Source organism: Tenacibaculum gallaicum (assembly GCF_003387615.1).
Classification (GTDB): Bacteria; Bacteroidota; Bacteroidia; order Flavobacteriales; family Flavobacteriaceae; genus Polaribacter; species Polaribacter gallaicus.
This window is the reverse complement of record NZ_QUNS01000004.1, coordinates 177,228-190,492: the sequence shown is the minus strand read 5'-3', so window position 1 is coordinate 190,492 and position 13,265 is coordinate 177,228. Positions and strand designations below refer to the sequence as shown.

Sequence of the window (13,265 nt, the reverse complement as noted above, 5' to 3'; positions counted from 1 at the left end):
ATGAGATGTAGTTTGTTATTAGTACTGGCTTGTTTGTTTGCAAAAAATATATTTGCACAAGTTATAGTTTCTGGGGTTGTAAAAGGAGAAAATGAAATATTGGAGAATGCTAACATTATAGCAAAACCTTTAACAGAAGGGGCTCGCTTTACCTATACAGTAACAGATGATAAAGGAAATTATAAGCTAAGTTTAACGAAAAATGCAACGTATAAAATAACGGTAAGTTTTATTGGGTATATCACTTTAAAAGAAGATGTTTTGGTTGCAAACATGCCTATAACTAAAGATTTTATTTTAAAAGAGGATCCAAACGAGCTACAAGAAGTTATTATTAATTACAGAGAACCGATAAAAATTAGAAAAGATACTACTACCTATAGGGCAGATGCATTTGTTAATGGTAAAGAACGTAAGCTACGTCAAGTGCTTAAAAAATTACCAGGAGTAGAAGTGGATAGAAAAGGGAATGTAACTGTTAAAGGTAAAAAGGTAACCACTGTATTGGTTGAAAATAAAAAGTTTTTTACTGGTGATAGTAAACTAGCTGTTAATAACATACCTGCTGATGTAATTGATGAGATTCAGGTTATAGAAGATTATCATGAAAGTGATTTACTAAAAGGTTTAGAAACGTCAGAAGATATTGCCTTAAATATTAATTTAAAAGAAGATAAAAAGAAGTTTGCCTTTGGAGATATCGAAGTAGGTGGAGGAGTAAAAGAGAGATATGTAGTACACCCAACCTTGTTTAGATATTCAGAAAAAATAAATTATAGTTTTATTGGAGATTTTAACAATGTAGGAGATAAGTCTTTTACTGTAAAAGATTATATCACTTATGAAGGAGCCTTCGATATAAATTCCTTTTCATCTTTGTATAATTCACCTATTGTTAGATTGTTAAGGGATAAAAAGTATAATGAAAATAAACATTTATTTGGAGGGCTGAATTTACAGTTCAGTACAAGTGAAAAGAATGATTGGAGTGCATTCGTAATAGCTCTTAAAGATAATACGAATTCGGTTGAGGGTTCATACCAAAATTATTTAGTGGATACTATTGAGGAAACAAGGCGCATTTATGATGATAAAAGACAGAATATGTTGTTAGGGAAAATAGAATTAAAATCAAAACCAAATGAAGATGTTCGTATTAAGTTTGAAAATAAAGTAGAAATATCTTCAGCCAATAATAAATCAGAAACTGAAAGTAATTTTAATTCTGAAGATTTACTATATAACTTGAATGATAAGGTAGATAATGTATCATTAAAATCTAATTTAAAGATAGAAAAGAAGTCTTCAAGAGATCATACTTCTCAAGCTAAGATAAATCTTGTTTTTTCAAAAAATAATGAAAATCAAAATTGGTTCAGTACTCAAGATATTTTTTCAAACAGTTTACCTATAGATCAGGCTGAAGAACATATTTTTGTCAGACAAAAAATAAATTCAGAGAATTATCAAGCTAAAACTTTATTAAAGCATTTTTGGATAGTGAATCCAAGAAATCATTTGTATTTTGGAGTTAAAAATGAGTTATACTTCAATACTTATAATTCAAACCTTGGGCAATTGATAGGAAACGATGAGTTAGATAAGTTTGATGATTTTGATAGCGAAAACTCTAATAAAGAAGTATTTTCTTCTTTTTTTGCAGAGTACAAAAAATTAATCGGAGATGCTTTTCTAACATTTAAACTAGAGTATTTAAACTACAATAGGTTTAATAAGCAATTCGAATTAGAAAAAAATAGAACATTTCAAAAGCTTTTACCCAGTGTTAATTTAGAATGGGATTTTGATGCAAATAAAAAGCTTGTTTTTTATTATAGGAAAACAAATGATGTTCCTAGTTATAATCAACTAAATAGAAATAAAAAATTAATAAATTTTAATAGTATTTATCAAGGAAATATTAACTTAACAGAAAGCAGTTATCACTATTTTCGTTTATCTTATAGAAGGTTCAAAACTTATGGATGGAGTTTTTACCCAACAGTAAGTTACAGGTTAAGAACCAATAAAATTCAGAATACTTTTATTTCAGATAATATATATTTTTATAACAGTCCTATAAATATTACAACTCCTGAAAAAGGTCTTTCTCTTGATTTTAAAACTATTTATAATTATAAATACTGGAGAGCCTCTTTAGGGGTTAATTATGGTGATAGAAGTTATATAACGTTATTTAATCAGCGAGAGGAAAAAGCAAATGACGACAGTTATTCGGCAAGATTAAAGTTCAAGTCAGTGTATATTAATGGACCTAATTTTGATGTTTCTTTGAGTCAAAACTATAATGTAAATAAGAATAGCTTTATTAGCGATAATACTTCCTATAGAACTAAGTTTGACTTTCAGGTGGATTATGAGATTGGAGACTGGATTTTTATAGGAGAAAATTTGTATTCTTATTATCAAAACGAAACTTCAAAAACAAAAAACTCTTTTAATCAAATGAATACTTCTATTTTTTATCAAAAAGAAGATAGTCCTTGGGGTTTTGAAATAAAAGCAAATAACTTGTTAGATAATAAAGAACGTGTAACCTCGAGTCTTTCAGATATATTATTCAGTGAGCGTACAGAGTTGGTTTTTCCAAGAACCATAGTATTTAAAATTGTTTACAAAATTTAGTATAAAATGAGAAGAAAAATATATATAATCTTATTCTCTCTGTTTTTCTCTTGCTCTTCTAATAAAAGGGCTGTTAAAATAGAAGAAGGTGGGGAATTCACGGGGGTAATTACCCAAGATGATTTGTTAGAAAAAAATAATGACACCTGGTTTAAATCTCGTTATGAAGCATATGAAATAGAAGACACTTTAATTTCAATATTTGAAAAAAACCTCAAGGATGTAAAAATAAAAGCATTTATAGGGTTGTGGTGCGGAGATAGTAAACGTGAAATCCCTTTATTTTTGAAAATGTTAAAACAAGCGAGTTTTTCAGAGGAAAATATAGAAATAATAGCAGTAAATCACAAGAAAAAAGCAAAAGGTATAGAAAAAGGTTATGATATTTTCAGGGTACCTACTTTTATTTTTTATAAAAAAAATAAAGAGTTAGGTAGATTTGTAGAATTTCCTGTAGAATCTTTAGAAGAAGATGTTCTAAAAATAATATCGGGTAAACCCTATAAACACTTTTATGAAGAATAAAAGAGATTATCTTTTAATTCCTTGTTGATTCATCCATTGTTGATATTTCACTGCATTTCGATTATGCTGTGCTAAAGAGTTAGCAAATTCATGAAAACCAATTTTATCAACACTTGCACACATGTAGTAATAATTGTGTTTTTGATGGTTTAAAACAGCATCAATAGAGGAAATATCAGGCATTGCAATCAAAGTAGGAGGGAGTCCTGTGTTTTTATAAGTATTATAAGGAGAGTTTATTACTAAATCTTTGTTTAAAACTCTTTTTACAACAAAATCTTGTCCTTTAACTTCTTTAATAGCGTATATAACTGTAGGGTCAGCTTGTAAAGGCCAATTACCTTTTAATCTATTAAGGTATAAACCTGCAACAATAGGACGTTCTACTTTTTTAGCTGTTTCTTTTTGAACGATAGAAGCTAGAGTAATTACTTCTTCTTTTGAAAGATTTAGTTTTTTAGCCTTTTCTAATCTTGCAGAAGTCCAAAAACGATTGTATTCATGTAACATTTTGTCACGGAATTTTTCTGGAGAAGTATTCCAGTAGAACTCATAACTATTCGGGATGTATATTCCTAAAGCTGATTTTTCAGTAAGATTATTAGTTGCTAAAAAAGAAGGATCTTTCATAGCTTGTAAAAGAGTAATAGAATCTGCTTCGATTTGTTCAGCAATCCTTCCTGCTAATTTTTCTAAGGTGTCTTGATTGTTGAAAGATAAAGTAATTGGTGTTTGATTTCCACTTCTTAAAAGGTTTACAACATCATTCATGTTCATACCTTTTTTTAATAGGTATTTTCCACCTTTAGGTTTTGTGAATTTTTTCTTTTCTGCAACCCAAACAAAATTTTCAGGATGTTTAACAAATTCAGAAAGTTGTTTTTTTACGTCTACAAAAGAAGCATTAGAACCTATATATATAGCACCGTTTTTAGTAACAGCTTTACCAAATATTTTTTGATAGTAGTTAAAACCAATAATTCCACCAATTAAAAAAATGGCAGTAATACTTCCTAAAATAATTTTCTTATTCATTGATTAATTGAAATAATAGTTCGTTTTTATATGTTCCGTTATGAAATATCCAATCTTTCTTAACCCCAATTTGTTTAAAGTTTTGTTTTTCAAAAAGGTGTAAACTGTTGATGTTGTCATCAGTAATGTTTGCATATAATTGATGTAAATGCAAATGCGTAAAACAATATTTAATTAATAATTGAAGCGCTTCTGAAGCAAATCCTTTCTGTTGAAAATCAGGGTGGATTAAAATTCCGATGCCAGCTCTTTTATGTTGCGGGTTAAAATTGAACAAATCTATCATACCAATAGATTCATTTGTAGCTTTTTCTTCAATAATTAAACGTAATTGTTTTGCTTCAAAAATATCTAAATGCGCATTTTCTAAATATTGTTTTAATAAAAATTTAGAAAATGGGGCTTGTGTATGACTCACTTCCCAAAAAGATTCATTGTTTTCAATTTGAAATAAAAATTCTAAATCTTCAGGTTCTAAAGCTCTTAACTTAATATATGTTCCAGTTAACGTATGCACTAAATGTTTATTTTACCTTCAAATACAAATGTAGCAGGTCCTTTTAGAAATATATTAGAATAGGTTCCGTTTTGTTCTTCAAAAGAAACTTCTAACTCTCCACCTTCAACAGGTAAAGTTATAGACGAACTGTCTGTTTTTTTAGTTGCATGCATAGCTATGGCAACAGCAGTAACTCCTGTACCACAAGCTAACGTCTCATCTTCAACACCACGTTCGTAAGTACGTACTTTAAAGGTGTTGTTTGTGATTTGTTCTACAAAATTAACATTGCTACCTTCGGTACCATAAATCTTGTTTCGAATTTTCTTTCCGTTTGAAAACACATCATAATCAGTAAGGTTACTCACTAGTTGTACATGATGAGGTGATCCCGTATCAGTAAAAACGTACTCATCATAAATTTTCACCTTATTAACATCAATCATTTGTAAAGAAACAAGATTGTTAGAAATAGAAGCATGATGTAATCCGTCAATAGCAATAAAGGTGGTTTCGATTTCGAAAAGCTCAAGTTTATGCGCAAAGGCTACTATGCAACGTCCACCATTACCACACATCGTACTTTCGTTTCCGTCTGAGTTGTAATACACCATTTTAAAATCGGTAGTAGCGTCTTCTTCAAGTAAAATAAGACCATCAGCCCCAATACCAAAGTGTCTATCACATAATTTTGCAATTATGTCAGTTTTGTTTTTTGGAAAGGTTTTTGAACGATTATCAATCATGATAAAATCGTTGCCTGTTCCTTGATATTTGTGAAATTCTAAATCCATATTAATGGACAAAGATACATATTTTATCAAGGAAAGAAGATTGTTAAATAGCGGTTAAAATCAGTTAAATAGAAGTTAAACATATTTGCTTGAAATGTTAAAATAGTATATTTGAAGTATAAAATTTTGTAAGCATATGAAGAAAATTATTGGAACTTTAGGAATTGCGATATTAGGAGGCGCAATAGCACTTGCAGGATATAAGACAATAATAGAAGAACCGCAAGTTTTTGTAGAGAAAGCAGTAGAACCAACACTGCAAACAGTAAAGGCAAGTTATACGCCAACAGTAATAAACTCAACATCAACGCCAACGGACTTTACAGAGGCAGCTGATAAAACAGTACATGCAGTTGTACACGTTAAAAATACATCGATAAGAACACAGCAAAACCCGTTAGCGGAGCTGTTTTATGGTAGAGGTAGCGGTACAAGAAAATTTGAGCAAGTAGGAACAGGTAGCGGTGTTATTATTTCTCCTGATGGATATATTGTAACAAATAATCATGTAATAGACGGGGCAAATGATATTGAAATTACGTTGAATAATCAAAAGAAATTAAAAGCTACTTTAATTGGAGCAGATAAAAGTAACGATATCGCATTGTTAAAAGTAGAGGCTGATTTTGATTTGCCAAATTTGCCTTTTGGAAACTCTGATAATATAAAAGTAGGAGAATGGGTGCTGGCAGTAGGAAACCCATACAATTTAACATCTACTGTCACTGCAGGTATTGTAAGTGCAAAAGGACGTGACTTAGATGGAAATACTAATATAGATTCATTTATTCAGACAGATGCTGCAGTGAACCCTGGAAATAGTGGTGGAGCTTTGGTAAACACGCGAGGAGAGTTAATAGGAATTAATACAGCTATTTCATCAAGAACTGGTTCTTTTATTGGGTATTCGTTTGCAGTACCTTCAAACATTGCTAAAAAAATAGTAGATGATTTGTTAGAGTTTGGAGCAGTACAAGAAGCTGTTTTAGGAATTAGTATAGATCCAGAAACAAAAGACATTGAAGGAGTAAGAATAGGAGCAGTTTTAGAAGAAGGAGGTGCTAAAAAAGCTGGGTTAAAAGAAGGAGATGTTATTACGAATGTAAACAATGTGAAGATTTCTAAGTTTTCAGATTTAAAAGGACAGTTAACAGCAAAAAGACCTGGAGAATATGTAAATGTAACAATTAATAGAGATGGTGAAGAATTAACTAAAGTAGTTAAGTTAACTAAACTTATAAAGTTGCCTGTAAGTAGAGTTTTAGAAACCGAGTTTGAAGACCTTACAAAAGAAGATAGAAAAAAGTTTAAATTAGATGGAGGAGCAAAGATAAAGAGTACTCAGAATATGGCATTCAAACAGTTTGAGGTAGGGAAAGGATATATTTTGACTAAAATTAACGGAAAGAAAGTAAGTAATGCAAAAGAAGCTGTTAGTATGTTAGATCGTTCATATGGTAGTGGTAAAAGGCTTTTATTAGAAATGATTAGTCCATCGGGTCAAATTGAAAGGTTTAGGTATTAATACCTAGTATTAAAAAGTTTATAGAAGAATAAATAATATACTTTAAAGAAAAAGCCTTGTTAAAATCGTTTTAACAAGGCTTTTTCTTTTATAAAACCAATAAAAAATAAAGAAGAAATACCTATTTTTGCACAAATTTTTTAATTTTAGTTAACACACAACTATGTCAACAATAACAAATTACGAAAAAGAAGTAGTAAATCAAGCGCAAGTTCGAAGAGCTACGGTTGAGTTTATTAACATCGTTAACGATTTATGGTACGATAAATCTATCGAGTTAGTATTATTTAGAAATCCATTAGTAGATAAAAGAGCTAGTGAGGTTTTAAACTTAATTGATTATGCTAAAGAGTTTGTAGCAAAGCCAATAACAATAGAAGATGCTTTAGAAATAGCTAAAGCAATTCAATCAATCGATTTACCACCATCAAAATTAGATATTGGTAAGTTAGCGTATGAATTTCACTTACAAGATGATGCATCAGCAGATAAAGTAGTTTTTGTAAAAGAGCAATTAAAAGATGCAACTGAAGCAGAAAATATTCAACCAAAGGATGTAGTCTTGTACGGTTTTGGACGTATTGGGCGTTTATTAGCTCGTGAGTTGAGTAGTAAAATGGGTAAAGGTTCTCAATTACGATTAAGAGCGGTAGTTACTCGTGGTAAAATAGATCAAACAGTACTAGAAAAAAGAGCTTCTTTATTAAGTGTAGATTCAGTTCATGGAGATTTCTTAGGAACAGTTCAAGTAGATGCTGATAACAATGCATTAATCATTAATGGTACAACTGTATATATGATTTCTGCAGCACAACCTGAAGATATTGACTATACACAATACGGAATTAACGATGCGTTAATTATAGATAACACTGGTGCTTTTAGAGACGAAGAAGCATTAAACCGTCATTTAAAAGGAAAAGGAGCAAGTAAAGTGTTGTTAACAGCTCCAGGAGCAGGTGTACCTAACATTGTACATGGAGTAAACCATGGAGAAAACAATCCTGATAATGTTGATGTTTTCTCAGCAGCTTCATGTACTACGAATGCTATTACACCAGTATTAAGTGTGTTAGAGGATAATTTCGGGATTAAAAAAGGACACTTAGAAACAATTCATGCATATACAAACGACCAAAACTTGGTTGATAACATGCATAAAAAATACCGTAGAGGTAGAGCTGCAGCTTTAAACATGGTAATTACTGAAACTGGAGCAGGAAAGGCAGTAGCAAAGGCATTACCAGCGTTAGCAGGTAAATTAACATCAAGCGCTATTCGTGTACCAGTACCAAACGGATCTTTAGCTATCTTAAACTTACAATTAAAAACTCCAGCGACAGTTGAATCTGTAAATGCTATCATGAAGCAATATGCGTTAGAAGGAGATTTAGTAGAGCAAATTCAATATTCATTAAGTAATGAATTAGTGTCTTCTGATATTGTAGGAACAACAGCACCGTCTATTTTTGATAGTAAGGCTACAATTGCAGATGGAGATACCATTGTGATTTACGTATGGTATGATAATGAGTACGGTTACTCACATCAAGTAATGCGTTTAGCAAAACATATTGCTAAAGTACGTCGTTATACTTATTATTAAAATAGGTTAAAAACAGATAAAATGGCCGAAGCATTGATTTGCTTCGGCTTTTTTAGTATATTTGAGGAAGAGTAACCCCTTAAAAATTTCCCCTCAATGAAAAAAGTAATTGTATTACTATTTCTAATACTTGGTGCTACTTCACTAAGTTATTCCCAAGAATTAAAAACACTAGTTTCTGGTAAATGGTTTGTAGATTCAATGAAGATTGGAAATGAAAAATTTGAGTTTTCAGATGATAAAAACTGGCTAGAATTGAGTCCTGATGGAAGGTATCAGATAATGATGAGCAATAAAGAAGATAGTGGCACTTGGAAGTTAATTGCAGACACAAATGAGCTAGAGTTTGATGACAAAAGTTTTGAAGAAAATTTAAAAATTGAAAAAATTAGCGAAACAATACTACTAGTTTCAGCAAGAAATAAAGAAACCATCTATACTATGTGGTTAAAAAAATAAACTATCATACATAGTTTGTTTTTTAACGACCGAGGTAAGGGATTGCCTCGGTTTTTTTATTTTTAATAGACACTATATTTTACATATACTACTCATAAATCTTTTCCTTAAATTAGCGTCAAAAAATAAGATTAAATGAAGGCAGTACTTACACCACTACTATTGTTATTTGCAGCAATAACAACAAACGCACAATCTAAATTACCATATTACGAAATACCAAAAGAGACCAAAGAATTTACTTCAGGTTCTGTAATTAGTAGAATGATAGATGGGTTAGGGTTTCGATATTATTGGGCAACGGAAGGCTTAACAGAAAAAGATTTAGAATACAAACCAAGTGTAGAAGCAAAAACCACAGGAGAAACAATAGATCATGTGTTAAGTTTGTCGGAAGTAATTAAAAATGCAGCGTTAAAGGTTCCTCATAAAAAACTAAAGTCAGAAATGACATTTACTGAAAAAAGAAAAACAACCTTAGAAAACTTAAAACAAGCCAGTGATATTTTGAGAGAAAGTGATGATGTGTCACAATTCAAAATAATTTTTGGAGAAAAAGAGTTTCCATTATGGAATGCTATTAACGGACCTATTGCCGATGCTATTTGGCATGCAGGTCAACTAGCTTCATTTAGAAGAGCGTCAGGAAATCCAATCAATTCAAAAATCAATCATTTTACAGGTACCGTTAGAAAATAGTTCGATGACAGTTCAGGAGAAGATACAACAATTAAGAGAAGAGTTACATAGACACAATCATAGTTATTATGTGTTGGATGCACCAACTATATCTGATTATGATTTCGATATTAAATTAAAAGAACTTCAACAGTTAGAAGATGAAAATCCAGAATATTTCGATCCAAATTCACCAACACAACGAGTAGGAGGAGAGGTAACCAAAAATTTTGACACTGTTACTCATAAAAATAGAATGTATTCGTTGGATAATTCCTATTCTAAAGAAGACTTATTGGACTGGGAAAAGCGTATTCAAAAAATTCTTGGAACTGAAGATATCGAATATACCTGCGAGTTAAAATACGATGGAGCTTCTATTAATCTTACCTATGAAAATGGTCAGTTTGTACAAGCAGTAACTCGAGGAGATGGTTTTCAAGGAGATAACGTAACGACTAACATTCGTACCATAAAATCTATCCCTTTATTACCTAATAGTGATTTCGTTACTGATTTTGAAATGAGAGGAGAAATCATTTTACCATTAGAGGGTTTTCATAGAATGAATGAAGAGCGAGTGGCGAATGAAGAAGAACCGTATAGAAATCCACGTAACACCGCTAGTGGAAGTTTAAAACTGCAAGATAGTGCTGAGGTTGCGAAGCGTCCGTTAGATTGTTTATTGTATCAAGTAGTAACAACCGAGCGTAAATATGCATCACATTTTGAAAGCTTGGAAGCTGCTAGGAAAGTAGGATTTAAAATTCCAGATACGATTGCTTTAGCAAAATCTATAGAAGAGGTGCTAAACTTTGTAAACGAATGGGATGTAAAACGCCATACATTACCTTATGAAACTGATGGGGTTGTAGTAAAAGTGAATTCATACCAACAACAAGATGAATTAGGGTATACCTCAAAAGCACCACGTTGGGCTATCGCTTATAAATTTAAAGCAGAGCAAGTTTCAACAATATTAAATGAAATTACCTATCAAGTAGGGCGTACGGGAGCAATTACGCCAGTGGCTAATTTAGAATCTGTACAATTGGCAGGAACGATTGTAAAAAGAGCTTCATTACATAACGCAGATCAAATAGCAAAATTAGATGTACGAATAGGTGACACAGTTTTTGTTGAAAAAGGAGGTGAGATTATTCCAAAAATCATTGCTGTTGATTTAACTAAACGTCCAGTGGATTCTGTTCCAACTCAATATGCAACTCATTGTCCAGAATGTCATACCGAATTGGTGAGAACTGAGGGAGATGCAAAACATTATTGTCCGAATGAATTTGGATGTGCACCACAAATTACAGGAAGAATCAAGCACTTTATCAGTAGAAAAGCCATGGATATTGATGGTTTAGGAGGTGAAACAGTGGATTTATTACGTAAAGAAGGATTGATAAAAAACTATGCTGACTTGTACGATTTAACAGTAGAACAAGTAATTCCTTTAGAACGAATGGCAGAAAAGTCAGCACAAAATATGATTGAAGGAATTGAAAAATCAAAAGAAATTCCGTTCGAAAAAGTGTTGTTTGCTTTAGGGATCCGATTTGTGGGAGAAACCGTAGCAAAAAAATTAGCAAAACATTTTAAGTCGATAGACAACTTACTAAATGCCGATTTAGAAACATTGATTGCTGTTGATGAGATAGGTGATAGAATTGCACAAAGTATTATTGATTTTTCGAATGATTTAGGAAATATCGATTTAATTAACCGACTAAAATCGCACGGAGTTCAGTTAGAAGTTTCTGCAGAGAGCTTAGAAGGTCAAACAGATAAGTTAGTAGGAAAAGTGTTTGTGGTGTCAGGAGTTTTTCATCAAATGAGTAGAAACGAACTTAAAAAAGCGATTGAAGATAATGGAGGAAAAGTATCGAGTTCTATTTCCAAAAAAACCACCTATATCATTGCAGGAGATAATATGGGACCAAGTAAACTTACTAAAGCTGAAAGTTTAGGAATTCCAATTATTTCTGAAGAAGATTTTATTGATATGATTGCTTAGCTTTAAGCAGTAGGGAGAATTGTGTCATTGCTAGTGTGGTGAAGTAATCTTTATAAATTAAAAAAGAAAAATATGACCAAACAAACTAAAGTAACCTTAGCATCCATTATATTTTTATTGGTTGCTATTGCTGATGTGTATGCAGTAATTGTACAAAACAAAACCGTAGAAATGATTTTTAAACCCCTACTAATGACAACACTAGCAGTGGTGTATTTAGCATCGGTAAAAAAGCCTAGTTTTTGGTTGTTATCAGCGTTGTTTTTCTCATTTTGGGGAGATGTTTTTCTATTAGATAAAACAAATTTTTTTGTGTTTGGTTTAGCCTCATTCTTGGTTGCTCATGTTGTTTATATAAAAATAACTACCAATTTCTTGTATAAAGATTCAGCGATAAAAACACTAACATCATCCATTCCTTTTATATTGTTATTTGTTGGATTGTTAGGTTTAATTTATAATAATTTAGGAGATATGTTACTTCCTGTAATTGTATATGGAGTCGCTATTTCAATTTTTGGTACGGCTGCATTACTAAATTATCGTCAGCAAAAAACAACAGCAAATACTTGGTTGTTGTTAGGAGCTATATTGTTTATCGCTTCTGATAGCCTTATAGCGCTAAATAACTTTTATATGCCAAAACCATTATTTAATATTGCTATAATTATATTGTATGTCGTTTCTCAATATTTAATTGTTAAGGCAGTCATAGCTAAAGAAAAGTAAATTTCTAATGGAAAAACCGAGGTTAACAAGGTTAACTCAAATTGTAACATTACTGCAGTCAAAAAGATTGGTTACGGCTACTGAATTGGCAAAAAAGTTTCAAGTAAGTGTTCGTACAATTTACAGAGATATTAGAACGCTTGAAAGTTCAGGAGTTCCTGTGGTTACTGAAGAAGGAAAAGGGTACTTTTTACAGGAAGGATATCAGTTGCCGCCAATCATGTTTTCTGAAGAAGAAGCCAATGCACTGATAACAGCAGAGCAGTTGATTTTGAAAAACAAAGATACTTCATTAGTTGAAAACTACAGAGAAGCTATAACTAAGATTAAAGCAGTCTTAAGATATTCGCAAAAAGATAAGGTAGATTTACTTTCCCAGAGAATTGTTTTTAGAGCAAATACAGAAAAAGAACAATCAAGTAATTACTTAATTCAAATTCAGTCAGCAATTACAAATTTTCATTTACTAGAGTTAGATTATTTATCACTTGAAAACAACTTTACAAAGAGAACAGTAGAACCTTTTGCTTTATATAGCACCAACGAAAACTGGTTGTTAATAGCGTATTGCCAATTGAGAAATGAATTTCGGGTATTTAGGTTAGATTGTATTCAGAATATGAGGGTTTTAAATGATGTATTCACTCCTCATGAAATAACCTTGGAAGAATATTTTAAAATATGTCAAGAAAAGTATGGTGTACCCCTGACATAGGGTTGACATAGTGGGGTTTTACTTTTGTTGA

12 protein-coding genes are annotated in these 13,265 nt (G+C 31.3%); 9 read left to right on the top strand and 3 right to left on the bottom strand.

Features of this window, described 5'->3' with window-relative positions; translation table 11 throughout:
- Together C7448_RS09655 and C7448_RS09650 are read left to right on the top strand one after the other, a co-directional pair.
- Positions 1-2,646 carry a TonB-dependent receptor gene (locus C7448_RS09655; protein WP_115901169.1) on the top strand — a complete coding sequence of 882 codons (2,646 nt, stop codon included), beginning with the start codon at positions 1-3 and terminating at the stop codon, positions 2,644-2,646.
- 6 nt (positions 2,647-2,652) lie between these two features.
- Positions 2,653-3,171, top strand: a complete 519-nt coding sequence (locus C7448_RS09650) for a thioredoxin family protein (protein ID WP_115901168.1) — start codon at positions 2,653-2,655, stop codon at positions 3,169-3,171.
- A 6-nt stretch (positions 3,172-3,177) separates the two neighbouring features.
- Here the strand turns inward: C7448_RS09650 and mltG are convergent, their stop codons facing one another.
- Genes mltG through dapF form a run of 3 tightly spaced genes read right to left on the bottom strand, consistent with a single transcriptional unit; the run spans position 3,178 to position 5,499 of the window.
- Positions 3,178-4,206 (bottom strand): endolytic transglycosylase MltG, encoded by a 1,029-nt coding sequence (gene mltG, locus C7448_RS09645; RefSeq protein ID WP_115901167.1) that lies wholly within the window; start codon positions 4,204-4,206, stop codon positions 3,178-3,180.
- Positions 4,199-4,723: a GNAT family N-acetyltransferase gene (locus C7448_RS09640; RefSeq protein WP_115901166.1), complete on the bottom strand. Its 525-nt coding sequence runs from the start codon at positions 4,721-4,723 to the stop codon at positions 4,199-4,201. The genes mltG and C7448_RS09640 overlap by 8 nt, the downstream gene beginning before the upstream one ends.
- Entirely contained in the window at positions 4,723-5,499 is a 777-nt protein-coding gene (gene dapF / locus C7448_RS09635) for a diaminopimelate epimerase (protein ID WP_115901165.1), read from the bottom strand. Before dapF ends, C7448_RS09640 begins: the two co-directional genes overlap by 1 nt.
- Positions 5,500-5,635: 136 nt before the next feature.
- On the opposite strand from dapF, the gene C7448_RS09630 reads away from it, so the two are divergent.
- The 7 genes from C7448_RS09630 (at position 5,636) to C7448_RS09600 (ending at position 13,234) form a co-directional block, all read left to right on the top strand.
- Complete coding sequence (locus tag C7448_RS09630; RefSeq protein WP_115901164.1) at positions 5,636-7,024, top strand: trypsin-like peptidase domain-containing protein; 1,389 nt, start codon at positions 5,636-5,638, stop codon at positions 7,022-7,024.
- Between the two features lie 163 nt (positions 7,025-7,187).
- Entirely contained in the window at positions 7,188-8,630 is a 1,443-nt protein-coding gene (locus C7448_RS09625; protein WP_115901163.1) for a glyceraldehyde-3-phosphate dehydrogenase, read from the top strand.
- 96 nt (positions 8,631-8,726) lie between these two features.
- A complete protein-coding gene (locus tag C7448_RS09620; RefSeq protein ID WP_115901162.1) occupies positions 8,727-9,089 on the top strand; it encodes a hypothetical protein in 363 nt (120 codons plus the stop codon).
- A gap of 135 nt (positions 9,090-9,224) precedes the next feature.
- On the top strand, positions 9,225-9,788 hold the full coding sequence (locus tag C7448_RS09615) for a hypothetical protein (RefSeq protein ID WP_115901161.1): 564 nt from the start codon (positions 9,225-9,227) through the stop codon (positions 9,786-9,788).
- A 4-nt stretch (positions 9,789-9,792) separates the two neighbouring features.
- The gene (gene ligA / locus C7448_RS09610; protein WP_115901160.1) at positions 9,793-11,790 is read left to right on the top strand and encodes an NAD-dependent DNA ligase LigA; all 1,998 of its coding nucleotides are present in this window, start codon (positions 9,793-9,795) and stop codon (positions 11,788-11,790) included.
- A gap of 72 nt (positions 11,791-11,862) precedes the next feature.
- Positions 11,863-12,519 (top strand): lysoplasmalogenase, encoded by a 657-nt coding sequence (locus C7448_RS09605; RefSeq protein WP_115901159.1) that lies wholly within the window; start codon positions 11,863-11,865, stop codon positions 12,517-12,519.
- A gap of 7 nt (positions 12,520-12,526) precedes the next feature.
- Positions 12,527-13,234, top strand: coding sequence for a helix-turn-helix transcriptional regulator (locus C7448_RS09600; protein ID WP_115901158.1), 708 nt, complete (start codon positions 12,527-12,529; stop codon positions 13,232-13,234).
- The last annotated feature ends 31 nt before the right edge of the window (positions 13,235-13,265 follow it).